25 protein-coding genes are annotated in these 24,543 nt (G+C 47.2%); 20 read left to right on the top strand and 5 right to left on the bottom strand.

What is annotated here, in order from left to right; translation table 11 throughout:
• The first annotated feature begins 451 nt into the window (after positions 1–451).
• From ACDJ58_RS21380 to sigK, 5 genes are all read left to right on the top strand, one after another.
• Entirely contained in the window at positions 452–1,375 is a 924-nt protein-coding gene (locus ACDJ58_RS21380) for an ADP-ribosylglycohydrolase family protein (RefSeq protein ID WP_413372792.1), read from the top strand.
• A gap of 25 nt (positions 1,376–1,400) precedes the next feature.
• Positions 1,401–2,651: an MFS transporter gene (locus ACDJ58_RS21375; RefSeq protein ID WP_413372791.1), complete on the top strand. Its 1,251-nt coding sequence runs from the start codon at positions 1,401–1,403 to the stop codon at positions 2,649–2,651.
• A 59-nt stretch (positions 2,652–2,710) separates the two neighbouring features.
• Positions 2,711–3,877, top strand: coding sequence for a DUF3298 domain-containing protein (locus ACDJ58_RS21370; RefSeq protein ID WP_413372790.1), 1,167 nt, complete (start codon positions 2,711–2,713; stop codon positions 3,875–3,877).
• A gap of 390 nt (positions 3,878–4,267) precedes the next feature.
• Entirely contained in the window at positions 4,268–4,447 is a 180-nt protein-coding gene (locus tag ACDJ58_RS21365; protein ID WP_090903677.1) for a hypothetical protein, read from the top strand.
• 130 nt (positions 4,448–4,577) lie between these two features.
• Complete coding sequence (gene sigK / locus ACDJ58_RS21360) at positions 4,578–5,279, top strand: RNA polymerase sporulation sigma factor SigK (protein WP_024628561.1); 702 nt, start codon at positions 4,578–4,580, stop codon at positions 5,277–5,279.
• A 256-nt stretch (positions 5,280–5,535) separates the two neighbouring features.
• Here sigK and ACDJ58_RS21355 read toward each other — a convergent pair whose 3' ends face one another.
• Together ACDJ58_RS21355 and ACDJ58_RS21350 are read right to left on the bottom strand one after the other, a co-directional pair.
• Positions 5,536–6,363, bottom strand: coding sequence for an alpha/beta hydrolase (locus tag ACDJ58_RS21355; protein WP_413372789.1), 828 nt, complete (start codon positions 6,361–6,363; stop codon positions 5,536–5,538).
• Positions 6,364–6,416: 53 nt separating this feature from the next.
• Positions 6,417–6,863: a MarR family winged helix-turn-helix transcriptional regulator gene (locus ACDJ58_RS21350; protein ID WP_413372788.1), complete on the bottom strand. Its 447-nt coding sequence runs from the start codon at positions 6,861–6,863 to the stop codon at positions 6,417–6,419.
• Positions 6,864–7,061: 198 nt separating this feature from the next.
• Between ACDJ58_RS21350 and ACDJ58_RS21345 the strand changes: the two genes are divergently transcribed.
• Together ACDJ58_RS21345 and ACDJ58_RS21340 are read left to right on the top strand one after the other, a co-directional pair.
• Positions 7,062–8,138 (top strand): FecCD family ABC transporter permease, encoded by a 1,077-nt coding sequence (locus ACDJ58_RS21345; RefSeq protein WP_413379774.1) that lies wholly within the window; start codon positions 7,062–7,064, stop codon positions 8,136–8,138.
• A gap of 2 nt (positions 8,139–8,140) precedes the next feature.
• Positions 8,141–8,908 (top strand): ABC transporter ATP-binding protein, encoded by a 768-nt coding sequence (locus tag ACDJ58_RS21340; protein ID WP_063568424.1) that lies wholly within the window; start codon positions 8,141–8,143, stop codon positions 8,906–8,908.
• Between the two features lie 128 nt (positions 8,909–9,036).
• Here the strand turns inward: ACDJ58_RS21340 and ACDJ58_RS21335 are convergent, their stop codons facing one another.
• A complete protein-coding gene (locus ACDJ58_RS21335) occupies positions 9,037–9,639 on the bottom strand; it encodes a TetR/AcrR family transcriptional regulator (protein WP_413372787.1) in 603 nt (200 codons plus the stop codon).
• 231 nt (positions 9,640–9,870) lie between these two features.
• Here ACDJ58_RS21335 and ssuD point away from each other — a divergent pair, with 231 nt between their 5' ends.
• Positions 9,871–11,031 (top strand): FMNH2-dependent alkanesulfonate monooxygenase, encoded by a 1,161-nt coding sequence (gene ssuD / locus ACDJ58_RS21330; RefSeq protein ID WP_413372786.1) that lies wholly within the window; start codon positions 9,871–9,873, stop codon positions 11,029–11,031.
• A gap of 69 nt (positions 11,032–11,100) precedes the next feature.
• On the opposite strand, the gene ACDJ58_RS21325 is transcribed toward ssuD, so the two are convergent.
• Complete coding sequence (locus tag ACDJ58_RS21325) at positions 11,101–11,418, bottom strand: DUF421 domain-containing protein (RefSeq protein ID WP_413372785.1); 318 nt, start codon at positions 11,416–11,418, stop codon at positions 11,101–11,103.
• 23 nt (positions 11,419–11,441) lie between these two features.
• Positions 11,442–11,666 carry a hypothetical protein gene (locus ACDJ58_RS21320; protein WP_413372784.1) on the bottom strand — a complete coding sequence of 75 codons (225 nt, stop codon included), beginning with the start codon at positions 11,664–11,666 and terminating at the stop codon, positions 11,442–11,444.
• 214 nt (positions 11,667–11,880) lie between these two features.
• Here ACDJ58_RS21320 and ACDJ58_RS21315 point away from each other — a divergent pair, with 214 nt between their 5' ends.
• The 12 genes from ACDJ58_RS21315 to ACDJ58_RS21260 all read left to right on the top strand — a co-directional run bounded on the left by ACDJ58_RS21315 (position 11,881) and on the right by ACDJ58_RS21260 (position 24,383).
• Entirely contained in the window at positions 11,881–12,378 is a 498-nt protein-coding gene (locus ACDJ58_RS21315; protein WP_413372783.1) for a HEAT repeat domain-containing protein, read from the top strand.
• Between the two features lie 87 nt (positions 12,379–12,465).
• Positions 12,466–13,128 carry a ribonuclease H gene (gene rnhA, locus ACDJ58_RS21310; RefSeq protein WP_413372782.1) on the top strand — a complete coding sequence of 221 codons (663 nt, stop codon included), beginning with the start codon at positions 12,466–12,468 and terminating at the stop codon, positions 13,126–13,128.
• Positions 13,129–13,323: 195 nt separating this feature from the next.
• Positions 13,324–14,193 (top strand): alpha/beta fold hydrolase, encoded by an 870-nt coding sequence (locus tag ACDJ58_RS21305; RefSeq protein WP_413372781.1) that lies wholly within the window; start codon positions 13,324–13,326, stop codon positions 14,191–14,193.
• A 155-nt stretch (positions 14,194–14,348) separates the two neighbouring features.
• A complete protein-coding gene (locus ACDJ58_RS21300; RefSeq protein WP_413372780.1) occupies positions 14,349–15,338 on the top strand; it encodes a serine/threonine protein kinase in 990 nt (329 codons plus the stop codon).
• 252 nt (positions 15,339–15,590) lie between these two features.
• Complete coding sequence (locus ACDJ58_RS21295; protein ID WP_413372779.1) at positions 15,591–16,904, top strand: ABC transporter substrate-binding protein; 1,314 nt, start codon at positions 15,591–15,593, stop codon at positions 16,902–16,904.
• A 68-nt stretch (positions 16,905–16,972) separates the two neighbouring features.
• On the top strand, positions 16,973–17,854 hold the full coding sequence (locus ACDJ58_RS21290; protein WP_099859299.1) for a carbohydrate ABC transporter permease: 882 nt from the start codon (positions 16,973–16,975) through the stop codon (positions 17,852–17,854).
• Positions 17,855–17,880: 26 nt separating this feature from the next.
• On the top strand, positions 17,881–18,699 hold the full coding sequence (locus ACDJ58_RS21285; protein WP_063567955.1) for a carbohydrate ABC transporter permease: 819 nt from the start codon (positions 17,881–17,883) through the stop codon (positions 18,697–18,699).
• A 27-nt stretch (positions 18,700–18,726) separates the two neighbouring features.
• Positions 18,727–20,280: a DUF4127 family protein gene (locus tag ACDJ58_RS21280; RefSeq protein ID WP_413372778.1), complete on the top strand. Its 1,554-nt coding sequence runs from the start codon at positions 18,727–18,729 to the stop codon at positions 20,278–20,280.
• 17 nt (positions 20,281–20,297) lie between these two features.
• The gene (locus ACDJ58_RS21275) at positions 20,298–21,005 is read left to right on the top strand and encodes an N-acetylmannosamine-6-phosphate 2-epimerase (RefSeq protein WP_413379771.1); all 708 of its coding nucleotides are present in this window, start codon (positions 20,298–20,300) and stop codon (positions 21,003–21,005) included.
• A complete protein-coding gene (locus ACDJ58_RS21270; RefSeq protein WP_413372777.1) occupies positions 20,992–21,819 on the top strand; it encodes a MurR/RpiR family transcriptional regulator in 828 nt (275 codons plus the stop codon). Before ACDJ58_RS21275 ends, ACDJ58_RS21270 begins: the two co-directional genes overlap by 14 nt.
• Before the next feature lie 28 nt (positions 21,820–21,847).
• Positions 21,848–22,801, top strand: a complete 954-nt coding sequence (locus ACDJ58_RS21265; RefSeq protein WP_413372776.1) for an ROK family protein — start codon at positions 21,848–21,850, stop codon at positions 22,799–22,801.
• Positions 22,791–24,383, top strand: a complete 1,593-nt coding sequence (locus ACDJ58_RS21260) for an FAD-dependent oxidoreductase (protein WP_413372775.1) — start codon at positions 22,791–22,793, stop codon at positions 24,381–24,383. The genes ACDJ58_RS21265 and ACDJ58_RS21260 overlap by 11 nt, the downstream gene beginning before the upstream one ends.
• The last annotated feature ends 160 nt before the right edge of the window (positions 24,384–24,543 follow it).

Raw genomic sequence — 24,543 nt, 5'->3', positions numbered from 1 at the left:
AATCATTTAAACTTGCGGTATATTAGTTGACATGAAAGCTAAGATTTCAATATTGATTTGGGGGAAACAGGTGTATAAGCTAATAAAACCGTAACATAGGACAAATAGAAGGGTCAAGCACGTTATGATTGTTTACATGGAAAATTTGCACATGGATGATGTGTTTTCTGAAAATGATAAAAGTGGAAAAACGTTATACCCTTTGCGTGTAAGCGGTGTACTGGAAAACCTGTATTTTCAGTTTAAACGTATCAAACTTTTTTTAAGAAATTTGGATAATTCAACCGTTCAACAGCTTTCGACACTTTTATAATAGAAGAAAGACAACTCAGCATATGGTTAAAGTTAATTTGCAATCGAACTAACATATTAAAATTCTTTACGCCATATCAAGCCATGTGGGAGAATGGAAGAAGTTATTGAGAGTTAAATCGCGGAGGAGGGATCGACGATGCTGCTAAAGGATCGTTTCCAAGGTTGTTTCATTGGGCTTGCCGCGGGAGATGCACTGGGAACCACAGTGGAATTCAGCAGTCCTGGCACATTTGAGCCTGTTACCGATATTGTGGGCGGAGGGGTATTCGATCTGACGCCTGGACAATGGACGGATGATACGTCGATGGCCCTGTGTCTGGCAGAAAGCTTGGTGAGAAAAGAGAACTTTGATCCCGAGGACCAGATGCGCAGATATACGAATTGGTATCAGGTGGGTTATATGAGCAGTACGGGAACCTGTTTTGATATTGGCGGGGCTACTCGCAATGCCCTTGAACGGTTTGCAGCAACCGGTGAAGCGTATAGTGGTTCAACTAACCCGATGACCGCGGGGAATGGTTCAATCATGCGGCTCGCACCTATTGCCATGGCATATGCCAACCAGCCGGATCAAGCAGTACGGTATGCTGGGTTGAGTTCCAGAACGACACATGCGGCTGTTGAAAGTGTGGAAGCATGCGAAGTGCTGGCGGCGATAATGGTTGCAGGACTTCGTGGAGCGGACAAAGACGTCATGTTACGTCCTGATACCTGCCGTCAGTGGAGGGAAGAGAAATCTTTTTCATCAGCGATTGAAGAAATTGTCCAAGGATCATACCGGGATAAAGTACCGCCTGATATTCAGGGGAGCGGCTATGTTGTTCGTTCACTTGAAGCAGCGTTATGGGCATTCCATCATTCATCGACTTTCGAAGAGGGTGCGCTGCTGGCAGTGAATCTGGGTGATGATGCGGACACCACGGGAGCGGTATATGGGCAAATCGCCGGAGCGTATTATGGATTGAGCGGCATTCCGGCACACTGGCGAGAGAAGTTGGCCATGCAAGATACGCTGGGTGAATTGACAGAGGCATTGTGGTCAAAGGCGGAAGCTAGATAGAAGAGATAGGAGAAGAGAACATCATATGCGTAAGACAGAATCAACTCAACCGGAATTGGAAGTTCCGAAATCTGCTAAACGAGGGGCGTTCCCCTTATCCCTGTTATGCCTGACGGTAGGGGCTTTTGCCATTGGTATGACGGAGTTTATTATTATGGGCCTTCTGCCGAATGTGGCGGCGGATTTGAATGTGAGCATCCCTCAAGCAGGGCAGTTAATCACAGGTTACGCGCTTGGTGTGGCGGTGGGTGCACCTATACTTACTGTATTCACTCACAAGATTCAGCAGAAAAAACTGCTGGTGCTGCTGATGTGTATTTTTATCATCGGTAACGCGTTGTCGGTTATTGCTCCAACTTACGGGCTGCTCATCTCGGCACGTATTCTGACGGCATTTGCTCACGGCACGTTTCTGGGTGTAGGCTCGCTGATGGCAACACGATTGGTTGCACCGGAGAGAAGGGCAGGGGCGGTATCCGTCGTTCTGGCTGGATTAACGATTGCCAATATTATCGGTGTGCCTTTTGGTACCTTCATTGGGCAACAGCTAGGATGGCGGTCATCGTTCGGAGCCATTACCATTCTGGGTATCATCTCATTGATTGGTATCATTCGTTTCATTCCGGTGATCCAGCAGGGACCACCAGCAAACTTGGGTCAGCAATTCAGGAATCTGGTTCGCCCCCAAGTGTTATTAATATTACTCATTGGTGCGCTGGGCTGTGGAAGTCTGTTCACTGTGTTTACCTATATAACACCAATGCTTGTCGATATTAGTGGTTTTGCCGAGCGGAGCGTGACCTGGATTCTGGTGCTGTTCGGTGTCGGCGTTACATTGGGTAATATGCTTGGCGGCCGTCTGGCAGACTGGAAGCTGATGCCTTCCCTGATGGTTAACTTTGGTATACTGGCAGTTCTGTTGGCGGCCTTAACGTTGACGCTGGACAATCCGTATCTCGCGGTAATCACCATATTCTGCTGGGGTGTTGCGGCTTTTGGCATTATGCCAGGGTTGCAAATTCGAATTATGAATATGACCCGCGAAGCGCCGCTGCTAGCGACAACGTCGAGTCACTCGGCCTTCAATCTGGGCAACGCAGGTGGTGCTTATTTGGGCGGGTTTGCAATTACGCATACGGGGCTCATCTCGGTACCGTTGTATGCAGCAGTTATTGCGGCACTTGGACTTGTGGGATTATTCATTAGCGTGACAATGGAACGCAAAACAAGGTTGCCGGAAATCGCAGACGCTGTGGAGACAGCACCAGTGAATTAAATATAGATAGGTAGATGCAGCCTTCACTCCGCATTAACGTGTGGAATGGAGGCTGTTCTATGGATGGATTACAGTTTCAACTAGAAAAAGACAAACTAGCCAAGTTAAAGTATTATTGCTATATCATAATAATTGGAAAGGTTGATTTCAATTTGAAAAAATCATTTGCTATGTTAATAAGCTTCTTATTGGTGTTTCTATTTATAATCCCAACAAGTGATGCGAATGCAGCCGGGTCGAGCACAGTAACGACAAAAATTTACTCGTATAAAGGGCAAAAGTATGTTCAAATTATTGGCGGCGAACAAAAGGTCAGGGATAAAATTAATAAGACACTCAAAATCCATGCCGTAAATGCCGCTATACAGAATACATATCTAAAAAAACAGCAAGATTACTTTTACTGGAATACCACTGCACAGACTAAATACAATCAAAACAACCTACTATCTATTGTATATACAGATTATAATTTCAGAGGCGGCGCGCACGGGTATGAAGAAGTAACGACTTATAATTATGATCTAACAACAGGAAAGCGCCTCTACTTGAACCAAGTGGTTCAAACCAATAAACAAGCTGCCAATCTAGCTGAGGGTATTGAATCAGGCCTAAAGAGTAATGAGAATGTTTTCCCGGAGAGTTTTTATAACTTTCCCTTGTCTAATATATCTAGCTTTTACTACCAAAACACAGGAATTGTCATGGTATTTAATCCATATGAAGTTGGGCCTTATGCGGCGGGATTTATAGAGGTGAAAGTTCCTTTCTCCAAAATTCAGTCTGAACCGAGCAGGCTATTTTTTGATTTAAATAAAAACTCCATTCAAGAGTTGAAGAGTGGGAGAATACCGGGGTTTGAAAATATAAGTTTTGGACAAACGAAAGCAGACGTATCGAAAGCGCTGAAAAGTTCAGAAAGTGAATCCTATTATGAGCCGGAAATGGGAGGACTTTTCCGGATATTTGAAGGGGTAGAGTATGCTTCCTTTAATTTTGGGGAGGGGGACACAGACCGTCTTGACCATATTTATTTGAGTTGGAAAACCCTCCCAATGAAAACCTTCAGTGACATTGAGAAGATATTGGGAAAAGGTCAAAAAGGTGAGAACCCTGATATTCAAGGAGAATATTTACTCTCCTATCGTTTTGGGGACACCCGAGTCCATTTCGCCTCCAATTCAACCGAAGGAATCATTCACGGCATTACAATCTCACATTACTAGGAAAAAATGTTGATTTTGTAGTCTCCAAGTGTCGGGGCGGAAACATTGTACCATAGGAAGTCGCTAATCTAGCGGCTTTTTTACTTTCGTTGTAGGAGTTGCTATATATTATTTCCTGTTTCCACTCGGACTTGAAAGGATCGTTATTGTGAGGAAAATAATTAATTATATTCTGATCTTGCTGATCATTTGGGTAGCGCTACTGTATCCTATTCGTTCTGCATGGTTTAAAGGTGTAAATCAGATTCCTGAAGATCTTCATGGTATTTATTTACTTTTCTTGTTCTTTGGATATCTTATTTGTTCATCTGGTATGGGGCTTATGCTTTACAAGATGTGTTTTAAACGAAAAGAATAGTAATTCATTTTTCCCAAGGAGAAGGTGACAACTTGTACTACTATAAAGGTGCGTTCAGAGAAACGGACAATTTTATCTATTTCAAAAGCGATGTTCAATTAGCTGAGAATGATGTCGTGATATTTGGCGAGAAGAAGTATTTTATCGAAAGTGTCGAGAAAGAATTCCTCATCCTTCAGAAGGTGGGCTCTATTGTCTCAGTGAGTGTATGAAATCTTCGCAGAAACATCTCCTTTTTCAAGTGTACGTGCACTTCTGGGCACACGCCTACATACAATAAATCGACCCTGTTCCCACATGTGCTCAGGCCAGATCGTTGTAAAACTGCAGGAGGTGTCATCTGTGCCCGGATTGTTTACCGCAATTGCCCTGTTCATTAAAGAGTTAACGTTACTCGTCTCGTATGTCAAAAATAATGCATTTCCCCAGCCACTGGCTGAGGATGATGAAGCCAAACATTTACGCCTTATGGCTGAAGGCAACGCACATTCGCGTAATTTGCTTATCGAACACAATCTGCGCCTCGTCGCGCATATCGTCAAGAAATTTGACAATACTGGCGAAGACCAGGAAGACTTGATTTCGATTGGAACGATTGGTTTGATTAAGGCGATCGAAAGTTTTCAACAAGGCAAAGGGACCAAACTGGCTACGTTTGCAGCCCGTTGTATCGAAAACGAAATACTTATGCATTTGCGCTCCCTGAAGAAAACACGCAAAGACGTTTCCCTTCATGATCCAATCGGAACGGACAAAGAGGGCAATGAAATTACATTAATCGATATTCTCGGAACAGAAGCCGACGACGTTGTAGATAAGGTGCAACTCAAGATTGAAAAAAGCAAGATTTACCGCAATCTCGATATCTTGGATGATCGGGAGAAGGAAGTTGTTATTGGCCGATTCGGCTTGGAGGCAGGCGGGGAAGAGCGCACCCAACGCGAGATAGCCAAGGAACTTGGCATCTCACGCTCCTATGTATCACGGATTGAGAAGCGGGCGCTAATGAAGCTGTATCATGAATTTTATAAGCAAAAGAGCTAGAAATCTAGAACTCTCATTAACCCGGAAATGTATCCAGCTTTATTCCACAATAGAGCCAATTAAAAAATAAGAAGCTTCCCTGGACAATCTTGTCCAAGGGAAGCTTCTTTGGCTAAAGACCAGCTAAACGCAGGTATGGATTAATGGCAATTATGGCAGTTATCATGGGCACCCGAACCACTTCATGTAAGCTTTAAGCTGCATTGCAGTTGTCATTTGTCCAAGATATTTACCGGTATTGCTTTTCGAAGTTACGTTAACTCTTCAGCCAATGAAGGATTCGCTCGACTACTTCCATATACCGCTGGCCGACGAGCAATCCGGTATGGGTTGTATCCCGCAGCCCTGCATATTCAGCGCCTAGCTGTTCTGCAGTCAGTTGACCTCTTCGCTCTTCATCATCGGATTCTATGGCTTTGATGACCAGACTCGGACATGTAATTAAATCGCCGTTGATGGATACACCGCCGCTTGACCCGAATGCTGCTGAGAACGTGAGAAATGCCTTCGATGACTCCATCTGCAGATATTTACGCTGAAATGCAATATCCTCCGCAGATTCGTCAATACTACTATGCTCTTCACGGGCCGGGGGAGGGTTGACAATGTCAGGTGTAATTTGATGGCTCTCAGGATAGGGAATCAATTGATGAACTTCCTGGCTTAGACTGGAATCAATCACGACCAATCCAGCTAAAGCAATCGTCTCGGCAATCTTCTGACTGAGTATTCCGCCCATGCTGAAGCCGATGAGAATAGGGGGCTCGTCGCACTGTGCCAGAACTTCGTGGATATCCTCCAAATAATCCTCAAACGTAATTTTCGTCATGTCCATTACCCGGCTTTTGTAATGACTTCTGAGGTTCATAACGTAGCAGGTCCAGCCTTGTTCAACGAAGTGGGGGATATACTTGCTCCACATCCAGCTGCCTGTATATGCGCCATGAACAAACAAGAGGGGCGGCCTTTTTACTGAATTTACAATAAGTGGAGCCGTTTCAGCATCATATATTTCAAGGTACAAATCATGTTTTCCTATCGTTTTGACTTCATGTTCAGGTAGCAATTGAGTAAAATCAATCATTAGGACATACCTCCAAAAATTAGTTTTATATCAAACTATTAATCCGAAAAAAATTAGAAGTTGCCGTGAATTTTCATCAAAATTCGAAGCAGTTCCTTTTTCTCCGCTTCAGTAACATCCGCATAAAACGCGTCCAGCATCCGCCGTGAAATATGTTCAAATACAGGTTTAAGTTGTTCTCCTTTTGCAGTCAATGTCACATGGACAATCCGTGAATCTGTTGCATCACGTTCTTTGGCGACATAACCGTTGCGCACCAATTTGTCGACAAGCGCTGTGACCGTGGATTTATCCTTGCCAATTTTTTTGGCGATTTCAGCCATAGTCATTCGGGAATTGTTGTACAGGGCGTAGATAATATCCCCATGGGATGTAGCCAGATCCTGGATTCCCTGCTCAGCCATCTCGGATAAAATAAAGCGGTTGACCTTATCTTTAATTTTGGATATGAGTGATATAGCGTCTGTCGTTTTCATATGTGTAATATAGTTTGTTATCAAACTAATGTCAAGCCCGGATTTCAATATTGGTTTTATTCGAATGTCCCTTTTTTTGTATATTTATAATTGACAAAGATAATCATTCTCAATTATAATCCGAGAAAATGCTTTGTAAATAGCTACATTTTTATTATTCAAATTCAAGTGAAATTGATGGGGGAAGAGATGGCACAGACGGCTCAGATTCAGAAGCAGCGCATGGGAAAAAGGGAGTCCCTGATTCACAGCAAATCCGGTTTTGCAGTATTGATTGCCGCTTTAATCATCGTCATGGTTGTTTCGGTTGGGATTGCCGTATCCATTGGACAGGTGAGCATTCCTCTCGCCGAGTCTTATCGCATTCTATTGTACAAATTAACCGGATTTCAATTCGGCTCTACGCCGCTTGAGGCGGGGTCTTTTACGGATATCATCTGGCAGATTCGCTTTCCTCGTGTACTGATGGCCATGTTTATCGGTGCCGGGTTAGCTTTGTGTGGTGCAGTTATGCAGGCTGCCGTGCAGAATCCACTTGCAGATCCGTATATACTGGGTATTTCCTCAGGAGCTTCGCTCGGGGCCACGTTTGCCATTCTGATCGGATTCGGCGCGATTGGCTGGCTTGGTCAGACCGGGGTGGCCTTCTGGGCATTTGCCGGTGCGATGGGGGCGTCCTTGCTGGTCCTGGCTCTCGCAGGTATTCGGGGGAAAATGACATCGGTCAAGCTGGTGCTTGCCGGGATGGTCATTAATGCACTGTGCAGTGCCTTTTCAAACTTTATCATTTATTTTGCCAACAATGCCGAAGGCATCAAGACGGTAACATTCTGGACCATGGGCAGTCTTGCCTCATCAGGATGGAACAAGCTTCCGCTGATTAGCATCGTTGTGCTCGTAGCCATTTTGTTCTTCCTGTTGCAGTCCCGTGTTCTCAACACGATGCTGCTGGGTGACGAAGCCGCGGTTACACTCGGGATTAATCTCAGTGTATATCGCAGATTGTATATGCTGTTAACGGCTCTCGTAACCGGCGTAATGGTAGCAAGCTGCGGTATGATCGGTTTTGTCGGATTGATTATTCCGCATATTGTGAGAGGGCTGGTTGGATCGGACCATCGTAAAGTGATGCCTGTATCCGTACTATTCGGTGCCATCTTCCTGATCTGGACGGATGTTATTGCAAGATCACTGATTTCCAGCGTTGAATTGCCGATCGGGATCATTACAGCGATGATTGGTGCGCCGATGTTTATGTATATGTTAGTCAAAAAAGGCTACGGTTTTGGAGGGAAATAAACATGAAACTGAATGTAGAAAATGTATCCATATCGGTGCTGAACACGGATATTATCCGGGACATTTCTTTACAGGTAAAAGGCAAGCAATTCGTCGGGCTGATTGGCCCGAATGGTTGTGGCAAATCAACGCTGCTCAAGAGCATCTATAAAGTGATCAAACCACAGCAAGGCAAAGTATTTCTCGATGATACGGACATTCTGAAATCCAGTCCCAAGGTCGTGTCCCGCCATATGGGCGTTGTGGGTCAGTTTAACGAATTGAGCTTTGATTTTACTGTGCGTGAAATGGTCATGATGGGTCGCACTCCTCACAAGAAGCTGCTGGAGACGGATAATGAACGGGATTATGAAATCGTGGAGCAGGCGTTGGAAAAGGTACATCTGACCGGACATGCGGACCGCAATTACGTGTCCCTGTCCGGAGGGGAGAAGCAGCGTGTGGTCCTCGCCCGAGTGCTTGCGCAGCAGCCGGAATTTCTGATATTGGACGAGCCTACCAATCATCTGGATATCAAATATCAGCTTCAGATTCTCAACATTGTGCGGAGTTTGGACATCGGCATATTGGCTGCGCTCCATGATCTCGAACTCGCCGCAGAGTATTGCGATTACCTCTATGTCGTCAAGCAGGGACAGATTGTGGTTCATGGCAAACCCGCCGATATCCTGACCCGTGAAATGATTGGAGAAGTATTCGATGTGGAATGTGAAATCTACGAAAATCCGGTTACCGGTGGCTTGGGTATTGCCTATTTGAGTACACGGTGATAAGAAGAACTGTCTTTAAGCGGAATATATGCTTAAATGACAGTTCTTTTTGTTCTAGCGTCAAGTATCACATGTCACGTGTATTCAGATGCTGTGCATCACCTTTTTTGAAGGTGGGGCTACTCCCTCTAAACCAATGCTCCCATCGCTTTATATGTTCCTAACAGGGCAATGCGGGTTAATTGAAGAGCCATATGATGAGGTGAGTTTACCTTACTGTCAGCAAGCCATTTGTGAATAATTCCAATGGTGGAGTAGCTGATATGATCCAGCAAAATATCGAGAGGCACTTCTTTTTGCACCATGCCTAATTGGGAAATCCGATCAAAAAACATCTCTCTAATCACTTCATTCAACCGGCTGTTGAAATTCCCAGCAGGATTGATCAGTACCATCACCCGATAGAATTCATCATGCTCCAATATATGCTCGAACAATACTGCAAAAATGGGATCTGGATCGTTAAATGAAGGTAGGCTCCCAAGGTGAGCATTCCGTTCCGCCAGTAGCTGCTCAAGCAGTTGAAATTTCTCATTCACCATGCTATCCAATAAATCATCCTTGTCCAGAAAGTGGGCGTAAAAGGTAGATCGATTGATATTCGCTTGTTCGGCGATGTCCACGACACTAATTTCGGTAAAGGCTTTCTGTGGCAGAATTTTCAGAAGAGCTTTGGAAATCATCACACGGGTTCGTAAAATTCTTCGATCCACTCCACGGGATTCATTCACTTCTCATCACCTCGAAAACAACGGATTGATCAACTTTGTTGAGCCTTCAAATGGTTTGGGAATTTAGATTAATAAGACATTTCGCAACACATCGGTCAAATGCGTTGTTTAACCGTCAGATTCTGCCTAATTGATCGTTGATATCCAACGGATAATAGCTATCATAATAAATAAAACATACCAAATCAATCGGAAAAATAAAATATAAAAAATAGGAATGAGGTCATACCTATGGAACTGTTTTGGTTTATTCCCACACACGGGGATGGCAGGTATCTTGGAACAAAAGAAGGAGCCCGGGCGGTCAGTTATCATTACTGCAAGCAGGTGGCACAAGCCGCGGATGAACTTGGATATGCCGGTGTTTTGTTACCTACGGGAAAGTCGTGTGAAGATGCGTGGATTGTTGCTTCATCGCTGATTTCTTCCACGGACAGGCTCAAGTTTCTTGTCGCTGCGCGTCCAGGTCTGATGATGCCAACCACAGCTGCACGCATGGCCGCAACACTGGATCGTTTCTCCAAAGGAAGACTGCTGATCAATGTGGTGGCTGGTGGAGATCCAATTGAGCTTGAAGGAGAAGGGCTGTTCCTGGACCACGATGAGCGCTATGCGTTAGCCGATGAATTTCTGACCATTTGGCGCAAGGAATTGGAGGGAGAGGCGGTTGACTATGAAGGCAAATATCTGAAGGTTAAGGGTGGCTCCGTCCTGTATCCGACCATCCAAAAACCACATCCCCCACTCTATTTTGGAGGTTCCTCAGAAGCCGCAATGGAAGTGGCAGCAGACCATGTCGATGTGTATTTAACATGGGGTGAGCCTCCAGGTCAGGTACAAGCCAAAATTCATCAAATGCGGGAGCTGGCTGCGAGAAAAGGAAGAAGCATTCGTTTTGGCATACGTATGCATGTTATTGTGCGTCCGACAGCAGAAGAAGCATGGAAGGCCGCAAATGAACTGATCTCTCACCTGGATGAGGAGACGATAGCCGCTGCCCAGAAGATCTATGCTCGCATGGATTCCGTAGGACAGCAGAGAATGGCCAAGCTGCATAATGGTGATCGTTCCAACCTAGAGATTAGCCCCAATCTGTGGGCGGGTATCGGCTTGGTTAGGGGTGGTGCCGGAACCGCACTTGTCGGTGATCCCGATCAGGTCGCAGCCAGAATCAGAGAGTATGAAGAACTGGGGATCGAGACCTTCATTTTATCCGGTTATCCGCATCTGGAAGAGTGTTATCGTACCGCGGAGCTGTTATTTCCAAAGCTTCAGTACTCGCAACATGGAGAAAGCGGCGATCATTCCTTTGTTGGTCCATTTGGAGAAATCATTGCCAATAACAACATTCCGGACCACATGGTCAAAACAGAAGTTTCCTCCAAGTCCTAATTTCATAACGGATTGCGGATTAAGGCAACTGAAAGACACCCGAATGAATCCTTCGGGTGTCTTTTTCATTTACTGTATCTTGGAGTCAATTGGACGCGAGTGTCCATCCTGGATGACCTCCTGGAACAGTTCCTTGGATTCCGTGGCCCACGTACCTTGCTTCAGGAGTGCTTCCAAATCGCCTATGGTTGCTGGGCGTGCGTGCCGTTTGAGCACGTAACCGAGTTGCCCGTTTGGTTCCATCGTGGCTGTTTCCAGATCGGCAATACTTGTAATCCCTTTTTCCCGCAACTGCATCTCTAATTGGTCCACGGAAAAGCGCATGCGTTTCAAATTCGGCAGATTCAACTTCCCATCTTCCACAACAACCTTCGATTTTCCGCTCATCAGTTTTTCAAACCAATTAAACTTCAATTGCAATTGTTCAACAAACAGAAGTTGAGGATAAATACCGCCGCTGACCCGATCGCTTTACCTAACTCATGATTTGCAATTGGCTGCACGATCGTTGTTCCGATTGAGATAATAATGACCGTCGTGGCTACGCTCATTTGCGAAATGGATTTACGTCCAGCAATCCGCAGCAGAATCATGGCAATCAGTACAAGCAAGATGGATTTCCATATCCAGTCCATTGGTTTTATTCCTTTCTGTACCAAATCATGTCTCGTATTTCTTAGCCTGTTCTTGATCTGGTTGAAATATACAATTGCTTAGGACAAGAGATGTGGATAAGGAAAATAGTCCCGACATTATAAGGACCATTATACTACATCCTAAAATAAGGAAATGACCGATATTATTATGGAGAGCTTTCTTCTAACAAAATGAGGAGTGATACTACGGACAATGTATACAAACATGATACAAAAGCATCTTTCCCAAGGAGATATTGAAGGCGTTGTTAAACAAGTAGCATATATTGGTGAAAAAAAGGATACAACTCAATTCGTTTTCTTGATTGAACTCCTAAAATCTACTGACAACGCCATACTACGCAACACAATTGCTATCGCTTTATCTGACATTGGAGATGATCGAGCAGTCGAACCGTTAATTGAAGTCATTACAGACTCCAAGACATCAGGAAGCAGAGGCACGTTGCTATACGCTCTTGAAAACTTGAATTACATAGTACATATAGAGAACATTATTCCATTTATCGGCGATTCCAGTCTGGAAGTGAGCGCGCAGTCATTCATGTTGCTAGAGCAAATGATGGATAAGTTATCGGATTTACAAAACCTTAGGTGTCAACAAATTATTGAAATGCAAATCTCACATAACCAAAGCAAGCTTCTGGAAGTAGCATTAGATATGTTGAAGAAATGGAGGTATCAACTGTAGGAATGAGATAAACACGCTTCTTTCAATCTGACGTCCCTATCGTTTACAATAAGGAATTGAATGCAGCAAACGAAGGGGCGGGTCATATTGGCAAAGCAGAAATACTATGTCGTCTGGGCAGGAAAGCAGCCTGGCGTATACAGCACATGGGCGGAATGCAAAGCACAGACGGATCATTTTACCGGAGCAAAATATAAATCGTATGAATCGAAAGCTGCCGCCGAAGAGGCATATCGTGCAGGATGGAAAGGAAACTGGGGTACTGGTGCCAGTAGTTCAGGCGCTTCTTCGAAGACGAAGTCTGGCAGTAGCGGAAGAAGCGCGGGCATGGAGACCTCGGCAGAAATTGACTATGACAGCATCTCGGTTGATGTTGGTACGCGTGGGAATCCAGGGCCGGTGGAATATAAAGGCGTAGATACCCGCACGGGTGAGATTATTTTCTCCGTTGGGCCAATCTCCAAAGGTACAAACAACCTCGGGGAATTTCTGGCAATTGTACATGCCTTGGCGTATCTCAAAAAAGAGGGCAGTAGCAAGACGGTTTACACGGACTCCGTCAATGCGATGAAATGGTTGAAGCAAAAAGCGGTGTCCACCACACTCGCAAGGGATGCTTCCACCGAAGAGATCTGGCTGATGATTGACCGTGCAGAGCAGTGGCTGCGTACGAATACGTACAGCAATAAAGTGCTAAAATGGCAGACCAAGCAGTGGGGCGAAATCAAGGCAGATTACGGCCGAAAATAGCCCTATTTCTCTACAATTTCTGTATTATTAATTTTCTATGAGAAACGATGTTTACAATTTCCAGTTTCCATTCTATAATCAGTTCATTATGATAAGTTACACATATGAAGGAGCCTGTCATCAGCGGGCTCTTTTATATTTATGGACCTTAAAATCCATAAAATGTTGAAAGAGTATACTTTGCAGGAGGCAGACATGAGTTCCATTTATAGAAGTGAAGAAGGCAAGAGCAGCATACTTGAGGAATACGAAGCGTATGTTGAGCAATTGGGCGAAGGTTTTACACGAGAGTACGTCGAGACACGTTTTGGACAAACGCATGTTTTATTAACAGGTCCAGAAGACGGTAAGCCGCTATTTATTCTCCAGGGCGGAAATTGTGTGAATCCGATGACGTTGTCATGGTTCTCTTCTCTTTTCAAAGATTACCGGATTATCGCGCCGGATACGATCGGTCATCCAGGCTACAGTGAAGAAACACGAATTTCGGCAAGGTTTGATAGTTTGGCTTTGTGGATTTCTGATTTGCTGGATCACTACAAGATCGAAAAAAGTGCGTTTATCGGTCCTTCCTTTGGAGGCGGAATTATCCTAAGACTGGCAACTTACATTCCGGACCGAATTGCATGTTCTGTTCTGGTAGCACCCGCTGGACTGGCCGTGGGATCCAAAATTAAGATGGCTCAGGATATCGTGTTGCCACTCGTAACGTACAAAATGACTTCTTCTCCAACTTCTTTGCAAAAGATCGCGGATATCATGTCATGCAGTTGTATGAAAGAAATAGATAAAAATATAATCGGGAAAATTTTCAAATACGTCAGTCTGGAGCAGGATATGCCCAAGCTTACGGAGCAGGAGGAATTGGTGAATTATACATCGCCAACACTGCTGCTGGTGGGAGAAAAGGATGTCTTTTTCCCGGCAGATAAGGTCATTGAAAGAGCTCAGAAGATTATTTCGAACGTCAAAGCAATCAAATACGACACAGGTCATTTCCCATCTCAAGACGTGTTGATCCAGATGAACCAAGAAATTCAGCATTTCCTACAGAAGAATTATTAAATTTAGAAATTTTTCAATATTTCCGCATGGTTGTGATTCAAATTGCATCATTTGGTTTATATAGAGGGTTGGCGATGAAACGCCTGTCTGGTTGGACTGAATGATGCAACATGCGGCAAGTCTCCCGATCGACAAGGTTGAAAAGAGGGTCTGTTATGAAAAAGGACAATTGCAAAATGGCATTGCAACGCAATGTAATTTTAAATGATACATATCAGGTAAGACATCTCATGGCTAGCAGTGAGCTGGCTATTGTATATGCAGGAAGAGATCGGAATACAGGTGCGAAGGTAGCGATCAAGGAGTTTTTCCCGCAGAGGCTGGCAGCACGTCAGGCTGACAAACGGGGAGTGTTCTGTTCTTCACGAGGGTTCAGTGGTCAGTATCAGGAACTTCTTGCTGCATTTTTGGTAGAAGGAGAGCTGTTATCCACGTTAAATCATCCTCATATTGTTCCGTATGTGGATCATTTCGAAGAAAATGACACAGGGTATCTAGTTATGGAATACTGCACAGGGGTAACCCTGACCGAATATTTGATTGAGCGAAATCATGCGCTGGACGCGGTATTTATTACGGAGACATTGCTTCCGCTGGTAGATACACTGGACTATATTCATAAGCAGGGAATTCTTCATCGTGATGTGAAGCCATCCAATATTATGGTGATGGAAGACGGTACGCCTAAACTACTGGACTTCGGTTCAGCAGCTCGTTGGCCTGTACAATCCGGGGAAAAACAGGCGATCTTTACCTCAGCAGGGTACTCGCCACTTGAGTTCTACTCGGAGAAATCCAGTCAGGGACCGATGTCAGACATATATAGCCTGGCAGCTTTGCTTCATTATTGGACATGCGGGCAGCCCCCTATGGATGTAAAACAGCGACTGTTCCGCGATGAATTGCCATCTGTACGTTCTCATAATGAGTATGTGAACCGGTGGCTAGCACGCGTTATTCACTGGGGATTATCGGTTCGTTCCGAGCAACGTTGTGCGTCCCTCGCATGGGTTAAGAGATCACTTCAAGTACAGGCCTGGATGTGGAAAATACGCAAACCTGGCACGGTAGAATGGGTTTTGGCTGAAAATGAACATACCCAAGTCTACGAAGCAGAGCCGAAGAAACAGCATGAGACGGCTTGATTGCAGCCTTGTCTTATACATATAGTCGTAACAAATAAGCCAGTTTGGTCCTTTCACGGATCGAACTGGCTTGTTTTTTGTGTTTTTTAGCCTAAAAGAAAAATTATTTCTTTTTTTAATTTATTTCTGGAAGAATACTTCATTCTAACTCCAGGGTCTGCATATACTCCATTGGAAAGATGGAGTAATTAGCCAGGAAATCTGACGTAAGCGCCGGCTCCCGTCTTATACCAAACTGAGGGGGAATGTTGTGTGACCACCAACAGAAAGGGCTTCACAGTATCTTTGCTGCTAGTCGTTATGATGTCTATGCTGCTTGCCGCCTGCGGAGGAAATGACAATACGGCTGGTACGCCGAGTCCGGGAAGCACTGGGGAGACGGGTACGGAAGCTGGAAAGCCGGTGACGCTTGAGTTTTGGACGATTGCTTTACAGCCAACGTTCAACGATTACTTCAATGAATTGATTGCCAAGTATGAGAGCAGTCATCCTGGCGTGAAGGTCGAGTGGAAGGACTATCCATATGATGCCATTTCACAGCGTTTATTGACCAGTACGGCCAGTGGCAAAAGCCCTGATGTTGTGAACCTCAATACCGAATTCGCCAGTCAATTGGGAAGTAAGGGAGCGCTGCTGAATCTGAATGAATACCTGACAGATGAGGAAGCGAAGAGTTACTTTGAAGGCATTTATAATTCTACTGTTTTGGATGGCAAAGCTTACGCGCTTCCTTGGTACACAGGTACCGAAGTACTGTTCATGAATACCAAGCTGGTAAAGGAGGCAGGCCTTGATCCGGCAAATCCGCCGCAGACCCGAGAGGAACTCGTGGAGTGGGCCCGTCAGGTCCATGAAAAGACTGGAGTGGCCGGTTATGCGCAGCAGCTTGTCTCCAAGCTGTTTCCAATCGACGGCATCCCGATTCTAAATGAGGACAAAACGGCCGCGGCCTTCAATACGTCGGAAGCAGAGGCGATGATCACTCAAATGCGTGATCTGATGGCCGAAGGCGTGGTGCTGAAGGAGGATGCGGAATTCAGCAAGCAGATCCAGTATTTTTCTGGAGAGCAGGTCGCTTTCCAATTGTCGGGTCCAACCTTTATCAACTTTATCAAGAAATCAGCACCGGATGTTTACAAGAATACGATTGCGGTAACGCTCCCAACGGGCAAAGCGAACCTGCGACTCTCCAATTCCATGGATCTCGTCGTGCCACAGAAATCCAAAAACCCCGAGCAAGCGGTGGAATTTGCCGCCTTTATTACCAATGCAGAGAATCAGACCGCCTTCTCCAAGGTAGCCAACACGCTGCCGTCGAGCAAAGCCTCCATTGAAGATTCGTTCTTTACGCAATCCGACGGATCGCTGGAAGCTGAAGCCAAGGTAGCTTCCTCCCAAAGTCTCGACAAAGCCACTGATTACATGGTCGGCGTACCGAATGCAGGAGATATCAACTCCGCATTGGCACGAGGCTTGCAGGAAATTTTGATGAACGGGGCAGATATTAAAGAAACGTTGAACGCAGTGGAGAAGGAAGTTAACCAAATTCTTAACCAGGATTCCTGAACTTGTGCGGTACAGTCTGATGAGGGGGAGTACTCCCCCTCGATTCTAGAGGAGAGGGAGGCGTAGCCGTGTACAAGGCGATTCGATCCGAATCTTTTGCTGCATGGGCGTTTATGGCACCGGGATTGTTGTTTCTGGCGGTTTTTACCTTTTGGCCGATTATTTACGGGATACCCCTCTCATTAACGGATTATTCTGTCATTACGGAGACACATTTCGTTGGACTGGATAACTTTACCCGGGCCTTTCAAGATCACAATTTCCTGATTTCGCTGTGGAATTCGTTGGTGTATGTGCTGGTTGTGCCGGTGATTCAAATCATCTCGATCCTGATGGCCATTCTGGTTAACAGCCGGATTCCGGGTGTCAAAATGTTCAGGGCTGCCTACTACATACCGGTTGTAACTTCCATGGTCGCAGTGGCGCTGATCTGGAGCTGGCTGTTGGGCAATAACGGCGTAGTCAATTACCTGCTGCTGAAGGTTGGCATTCTTAGTGAGCAGGTCTCCTGGCTTTCCACGAGCAGTACGGCGCTGTATGTGCTGATGTTCATCACCATGTGGAAGGGTCTCGGCTATTATATGATGCTCTATCTGGCTGGGCTTCAGGGAATTCCGGCAGATCTATACGAAGCCGCCAGAGTGGATGGAGCAGGACCACTGAGACTGATTATTCATGTGACGCTTCCGTTGCTGCGGCCGCATATTCTCTTTTGCACCGTAATTTCGGTGATGGGTGCCGTTCGTGTATTCGATGAGGTCTATATTCTCACCAAGGGCGGGCCGGGAACGTCGACGCTGACCTCGAGCGTATATATTTTTCAAAAAGGGCTGGAGCAATTCAATTTCGGGTATGCCTCGGCGCTTGGGCTTATCGTCAGTGTGATGGTAGCGGCGCTCAGTGTGTTGGTGTTCCGGCTGAACCGGAGAGGCGGGGTGAATACCTATTGATTCGGCATACGCTTTCGTCTAAAAAAATGAAAAAAGCCCTTCGTCATTTGATCATTTATGTACTGTTGATTTTGCTCGCCCTGTTTATGATGGGTCCTTTTCTGTGGTTGCTCAGCGTATCGCTGATGCCTGGTCGTAATGTGTTCGCGAATCCACCAGCAATTCTACCTACCTTCATCGCTTTCGATAACTACGTGCAGGTGTGGGAGTTCATGGATTTTCCACGCTACATCATAAATACGGTGGTGATTACGCTCCTTGGGGTAGTGTTTAACATCTTCTTGTCCTGCCTAACGGCGTATCCACTCGCGACCTTTCGGTTCAGGGGACGTAATCTGGTGTTCACGCTGCTGATCTCGACCATGATTATTCCTTCGGCAACGGCGATGATTGTGCATTATTTAACCATTCAGGCCTTTCACTTGGGCAATACGTTTCTTGGTGTTGTGCTTCCGGCCGCGGTGTCGGTATTTAACATCTTTCTGATGCGACAAACGTTTCTGGGCATACCGACAGATATTCGGGATTCTGGCAAAATGGATGGAGCCTCCGAATTCCGTATCTTCGTGCAGCTTGTCATGCCATTGGTGAAACCAGGGGTTGCCGTCATTGGCTTGCTTGAAGTTATGGCATTCTGGAACAATTTCCTGTGGCCGATTGTGGTGCTGGATGATCCGCAGAAATATCCACTGGCTGCGGCCCTGACATATCTGAACGGTCAGTTCTCGTATAACTTCGGCTGGATTGCCGCCGGCACCATGATCTCGGTGCTGCCGATTATCATTGTGTTCCTTTTCACCCAAAAATACTATATGGAAGGCATCGCCGGAGCGATTAAAGGATAAAAAAACACAGAAAGGGTGAACGCATTCATGCCGAAGCAGTATAAGCTAACCTTTGTTCCGTTAGATGAACGGCCTTGCAATTATGAGTTTCCTTATTTGTTGGCACAGGGAACGGAATTCACAGTGGAGCGTCCCCCACTTGAAATCATGGGCCTGAAAAAGCGTCCGGGCGATGTGGAACAGTTATGGACCTGGTTTGAGGAGAGCTGTGCAGGGGCAGATGGAGCAATCGTTGCCTTGGATACGTTGCTCTACGGCGGGATTATTCCTTCCCGGCTGCATCAGTTGGAGCCAGATGAACTGTCGTCCCGTCTGGAGCGCCTTCGGGGGATCAAGCAGCAGTACCCGCAGCTAACCCTGTATGCGTTTCAACTGATTATGCGCTGCCCGCAATATTCCCTGTCCGATGAGGAGCCGGATTATTACGCCGACTGGGGGCGGGAGATTTTTCGCAAAGGTTTCATCAGCCATCGGCTGGAGCTGGGGATTGCGACTGACGAGGAGATCCGCGAGCTGGCCGATATCGATAACCGTCTACCAATTGAAGTGCTGGAAGATTACCTGGGACGCAGGGCCGTAAATATTGAAGCAAACAAGCAAGTGATGGCCCTGGCCAAGGAAGGAATTATCGAGTTCATGATTGTGCCGCAGGATGATTCGGCACCTTATGGACATACAGCCAAGGATCAGGAGAAAGTCCGAGCAAGTATTACGGACCTTGATCTGGAACTTAAAGTCTACATGTATCCTGGTGCGGACGAAGTTGGTTGTGTACTACTCACCAGAATGATGAACAAGGCTCGCGGACGGATGCCGCTGGTGTATCCGCGATTATCATCTGTTCAGGGGGCGTTTGTTACCCCGCTATTCGAGGATCGATTTTTCTATGAGACGCTCAAATATCAGATTTTGGCTGCAGGTGGGTTAATTGCATCCAGTGAGACTGAAGCAGATCTGGTGCTGTTGATTAGTACACCTGGAGAGACGATGGCGGAAGCGGTGTCGCAGCAGCATTCTTTTTACAGCTATGATGTATACCGAAACCTGATGGAACTGGTGGTATATGGGCACTTTCTACTTAGGAGCAAGAAAAAGCCGGTGGCTGTAGCGGATGTGGGATATGCCAATGGTGGGGATCAGAAGCTGGTCAAGATGCTGCGGCAAAAAGACATGTTATTTGATCTGGCTGGATACGCGGCTTGGAATACCAGCTCCAATTCGCTGGGAACCGTCATTTCACAGGCTATGATCTATCTGCTCTATGGTCGTACGCAGTCACATCTTGATTTCCTGGCCCTCCGCTATGCTGAGGATGTCTGCTATTGTTCAGTCGTCCGGGGAGAACTTAGCAATGGCCCGGTGCAGGAGATGGGCTATGGCAAATATTTGCTGGATGGGTCTCGCGGTCGTGTTGCCGCCCGAGTAGAGGAAAGGCTGCGTCAAGAGCTTACTATGCGGATCGATAATGCAGCGGGGAGTATCCAGATTACCGATTGTTATATGCCGTGGAACCGGATGTTTGAAGTGGGCTTGTCTGTACGATTCGTACCATCCAACCCTGGTAAGGAAAGCAGAATATAAGAGAGAGGGTGAGAACCCTGACAAAGGTAGTGCTGGAGAAACTGCATTTGGGGCTGATTGTGTCCTGCCAGGCGCTGGCTGACGAACCGCTGCATGGCGTGGCGATGATGGCCCGCATGGCGGCGGCTGCGGAGGAAGGAGGAGCCGCGGGTATTCGGGCGAATGGGGCAGCAGATGTGCGCGCGATCAAGCAGACCGTCTCATTGCCGGTTATTGGCATCGTGAAGCGCAATTACCCGGATTCTGCTGTATATATCACGCCAACCCTCAGAGAAATTGACGAGCTGCTGGAGGCCGGAGCGGATATCATTGCATTTGATGCGACTCGCCAGAGTAGGCCGGGAAATCATACATTGGAGCAAATCACCTCCTATCTGAACGAAAGTGGGGTGGCTTCCATGGCGGACATCTCCATTCTGGAGGAAGCTTTATATGCTGAGTCACTTGGAGTCAGCTGTGTTTCGACTACCCTATCGGGTTATACACCGTATTCCCGGCAGCAGGAAGGGCCAAATTTGGAACTGCTGGGGATGTCCGCACAGCGGTTGAAGATTCCGGTCATTGCCGAAGGCAGGATTAGTAAGCCCTCTCAGGTAGAAGAGGCGCTTGATCTGGGGGCTTACGCTGTTGTGGTGGGCTCCGCGATAACTCGGCCACAGCTAATTACCCGACAGTTCGCAGCAGTGACCAAAAAAGCGAGGATGAAGAGTAATGGAGATGAATGACCGAATTAATACGTATTATCCTTCCATGACCAAGTCGGAGCAGAAGGTGGCCCGGTGCGTGCGGGACAATCCGGATAATATAATCTATTTTTCTGTGACTGAGCTGGCTGATTTTGCTGGTACTGGAGAGACCACGGTGATGCGATTCTGCCGTAAAATCGGGTTTAAAGGCTATCAGGATTTCAAGCTGATGCTGGCTCAAGGGCTGCCGAAACGGCAGAACCAGCCAGACAGCGAGCAGGGAGAGGACGATTACGCCGACCATTTATATGCCTCGATGGTGGGGGTGCTGCAATCCAGCTTGGGTATGCTGGATCGCAGCCAGTTGGAGCAGGCGGTGAAGTGTCTGGACGGCGCACGACATGTGCAATTCTTCGGCGTGGGCTCGTCAGGCATTACCGCTATGGATGCCAAGAACCGATTTCTGCGTATCGGGCGGCGTGCGGAAGCGAATTCCGACAGTCATATCCAGTCCATGATGGCGGTAACGATGGGAGAAGGTGATGTGGCTTTTGGCATCAGCGTATCCGGCAGTACGTTGGATACCAACGATATGCTGATGAAGGCCAAACAAAACGGGGCTAATGTGATTGCCATGACTAACTATGCCAAATCCCCCATTGCTTCTATTGCGGATATCTTGCTCTTGACCGCGGGGAAGGAGTCTCCCCTTGAAGGCGGTTCTGTAGGAGCTAAAATCTCTCAGCTGTTTATTATCGACTTGCTCTGCCAGGGACTGGAGCGCGAGCATGGCGAAGAGACTAAAAAGATGAAGGAATTAACGGCCAGGGCCGTTATCGACCGTATTTATTGAAGGGCTTGTGTGAATAGGGGGAAAGCAAATGCCACAGGTCATTGGCGTGGATGTAGGTGGCACAGGCATTAAAGGGCTTGTAGTCAATGAAGCCGGAGTCGTTCTGGTGGAGGCTACGTGTGCAACAGAGGCCCGGTTGGGTCGGAAGGCCATACTTGGCCAGCTGCGCGGGTTAATAAGTGAACTGTTGTCTAGATGTGGAGATGTTAAGGCACTGGGTATTGCCTCGGCAGGAAGGGTGAATGTGGAAACGGGTGAAGTGATCCACGCAACGAATAATTTACCTGGCTGGCAGGGAATGCCACTGACACAGTGGGCAACTGCGGAATTTGGCCTGCCTTCAACTGCCGATAACGACGCCAATGCTGCACTGCTCGGCGAGGCGTGGCTTGGTACTGGCCCCGGTAAGCAGAACCTGGTTATGCTGACACTCGGAACTGGGGTCGGTGGGGCCAATATGGCATTTGGCAGGATGTTACGGGGAGTAGACTGGCGCGGTGGGGACTGGGGGCACTGTGTGCTGGTGCCTGACGGTCGGCCTTGCAATTGTGGCAAACGCGGCTGCGTGGAGCAATACATTTCCGGTAGTGCACTGATGCGGCTGGCGCGGGAACTGAAGGGCAACACGTATACTCACGGCCGAGAGATTATGACCGCTGCAAGCCAGGGAGAAGCAATAGCGTTGTACATTCTAGAGCGTTACATATCTGATTTAGCCTCGGTTATTGCGAATATATCTGCCTCGATAGATCCGGAATTGATTATTCTTGGTGGCGGTGTAACCCATGATCAGGCTATATGGTGGCCGATGCTTACCGCTAAGTTATCCAGTGTCGGGTTGGCAGACCGGGTTGCAGTGGCTGAACTCGGTAACTGGGCAGGCTGTATCGGGGCGGCGCAGCTGGCCTTGGAACGCCTGCGTAAGGACGGCGTTGGCTGGCCTGAAGGCAGTGACAGGGAGGAGACAAAGCATGGGGATTGAACAGGAGAAACACAGTGATATCGTAGTTATTGGCGGTGGTCTTGGCGGGACTGCAGCTGCGCTGGCTGCAGCCAACGCAGGGCTACGGGTACTTTTGACGGAAGAGACGGACTGGCTTGGCGGTCAATTGACCTCACAGGCAGTACCGCCAGATGAGCACCGCTGGATTGAACAATCTGGTAGTACAGCATCGTATCGTGAGTTCCGCAGCCGAGTCAGAGATTACTACAGACGGAACTACCCGCTTACGGATGTCGCCAAGAGCGATCCTATTCTTAACCCCGGTAATGGCTGGGTGAGTCGCTTGGCGCATGAGCCGAAGGTCGCGCTTGCCGTTTTGCATGAGATGCTTGCGCCTTACGTGAACACCGGTCGAATCGAGGTGCTCTATCATACCGTGCCAGTTCAGGTAGATACAGCAGGTGACCGGGTGACTGGCGTGACTGTGCGTGAAGAGCCAAGTGGGGGATTAATTAAACTCCGGGGTGCCTATTATCTGGATGCCACAGAATGCAGCGATCTGCTTCCCCTCGCCGGAGTAGAGCATGTAAGTGGAGCGGAATCTCGGCGGGAAACGGGTGAACCACATGCCCTGGATGAAGCGGACCCGCTAGACATGCAGTCGATTACCCATGTGGCGGCAGTAGATTATGTGGCGGGTGGAGACTTCACGATACATCGTCCGAGGGACTATGATTACTGGCGTCAGTATGTTCCCTCGTTCTCACTGTATCCGATCCTGAGCTGGTACGCTTCGGATGCCAATGATACATCCAAGCTGAAAGAGTTCACGATGTTCCCGAATGATCAGGGCATCACCTCCCTGTGGGATTATCGGCGGATCGTTGACCCGGCTATATGGACAGAGTCACTGAATGATGGTGAAGTCACGCTGCTCAACTGGGCACTGAACGATTATTACGCCGGGCCAATCATTGGCGTATCGCCGGAGGAACGAGAGCGGCATCTGGAAGGGGCGAGGCAACTAACCCTTTCCTTGGTATACTGGCTTCAGACGGCAGCTCCCCGCCTGGACGGCGGACAGGGTTATCCGGGCATAAGGCTGCGTGGAGATATGCTCGGTACGGAAGACGGTCTCGCAAAAGCACCGTATATTCGGGAATCACGGCGAATCCGAGGCGTATATACCATTACCGAGCAGGATGTGAGCAAGGAATTGCGCGGAGCAGAGGGAGCCAAACGTTACGAGGATAGTGTGGGTGTCGGCAGTTATCATCTGGATCTCCATCCAACAACCGTGAGTCAGCGGACTTTTTATATACCGAACCATCCCTATGAGATTCCGCTGGGTGCACTCATCCCGGTGCGAGTCAAGAACTTGCTCCCAGCTTGCAAAAATATCTCCATGACCCAGATTGCGAATGGTTGTTACCGTCTGCATCCCACCGAATGGAATATTGGCGAGGCTGCCGGAACCCTTGCCGCTTATGCCATTGCACAGCAAGTTGAACCAGCACAGGTGAGGGCTTCGACGGAGCATCTTCATGCCTATCAGGCACAGCTGATTCGCCAGGGTGTTCAGCTTCATTGGACAGATGCGGAGCTGGCAGGGGAGTGTTAGATAGACTTTTAAGAGAACGTTGCTATCTTCACAACTCATAGGCACTAGATACCAAAGGGATAAAAAAATGATTCCTGTTCTGAACAGGAATCATTTTCTATAAGTAGGTTAACTCTCTTTGTGCATCTGTTTTTACAATAGTGCCATTGCAGGTGATAAT

This window comes from Paenibacillus taichungensis (assembly GCF_047302525.1).
Lineage (GTDB): Bacteria > Bacillota > Bacilli > Paenibacillales > Paenibacillaceae > Paenibacillus > Paenibacillus taichungensis_B.
Note: the sequence above shows the minus strand (reverse complement) of the source record. Positions and strands in the feature narration are given on the sequence as shown.

What these genes read in the sequence shown, in the direction of transcription:
- ACDJ58_RS21380 (WP_413372792.1), top strand. Translation starts at nt 452, where the DNA reads ATGCTGCTAAAGGATCGTTTCCAAGGTTGTTTCATTGGGCTTGCCGCG.
- ACDJ58_RS21375 (WP_413372791.1), top strand. Translation starts at nt 1,401, where the DNA reads ATGCGTAAGACAGAATCAACTCAACCGGAATTGGAAGTTCCGAAATCT.
- ACDJ58_RS21370 (WP_413372790.1), top strand. Translation starts at nt 2,711, where the DNA reads ATGGATGGATTACAGTTTCAACTAGAAAAAGACAAACTAGCCAAGTTA.
- ACDJ58_RS21355 (WP_413372789.1), bottom strand. Translation starts at nt 6,363, where the DNA reads ATGATTGATTTTACTCAATTGCTACCTGAACATGAAGTCAAAACGATA.
- ACDJ58_RS21345 (WP_413379774.1), top strand. Translation starts at nt 7,062, where the DNA reads ATGGGAAAAAGGGAGTCCCTGATTCACAGCAAATCCGGTTTTGCAGTA.
- ACDJ58_RS21340 (WP_063568424.1), top strand. Translation starts at nt 8,141, where the DNA reads ATGAAACTGAATGTAGAAAATGTATCCATATCGGTGCTGAACACGGAT.
- ssuD (WP_413372786.1), top strand. Translation starts at nt 9,871, where the DNA reads ATGGAACTGTTTTGGTTTATTCCCACACACGGGGATGGCAGGTATCTT.
- ACDJ58_RS21325 (WP_413372785.1), bottom strand. Translation starts at nt 11,418, where the DNA reads ATGAGCGGAAAATCGAAGGTTGTTGTGGAAGATGGGAAGTTGAATCTG.
- ACDJ58_RS21320 (WP_413372784.1), bottom strand. Translation starts at nt 11,666, where the DNA reads ATGGACTGGATATGGAAATCCATCTTGCTTGTACTGATTGCCATGATT.
- ACDJ58_RS21315 (WP_413372783.1), top strand. Translation starts at nt 11,881, where the DNA reads ATGTATACAAACATGATACAAAAGCATCTTTCCCAAGGAGATATTGAA.
- ACDJ58_RS21305 (WP_413372781.1), top strand. Translation starts at nt 13,324, where the DNA reads ATGAGTTCCATTTATAGAAGTGAAGAAGGCAAGAGCAGCATACTTGAG.
- ACDJ58_RS21300 (WP_413372780.1), top strand. Translation starts at nt 14,349, where the DNA reads ATGAAAAAGGACAATTGCAAAATGGCATTGCAACGCAATGTAATTTTA.
- ACDJ58_RS21285 (WP_063567955.1), top strand. Translation starts at nt 17,881, where the DNA reads ATGAAAAAAGCCCTTCGTCATTTGATCATTTATGTACTGTTGATTTTG.
- ACDJ58_RS21280 (WP_413372778.1), top strand. Translation starts at nt 18,727, where the DNA reads ATGCCGAAGCAGTATAAGCTAACCTTTGTTCCGTTAGATGAACGGCCT.
- ACDJ58_RS21270 (WP_413372777.1), top strand. Translation starts at nt 20,992, where the DNA reads ATGGAGATGAATGACCGAATTAATACGTATTATCCTTCCATGACCAAG.
- ACDJ58_RS21265 (WP_413372776.1), top strand. Translation starts at nt 21,848, where the DNA reads ATGCCACAGGTCATTGGCGTGGATGTAGGTGGCACAGGCATTAAAGGG.
- ACDJ58_RS21260 (WP_413372775.1), top strand. Translation starts at nt 22,791, where the DNA reads ATGGGGATTGAACAGGAGAAACACAGTGATATCGTAGTTATTGGCGGT.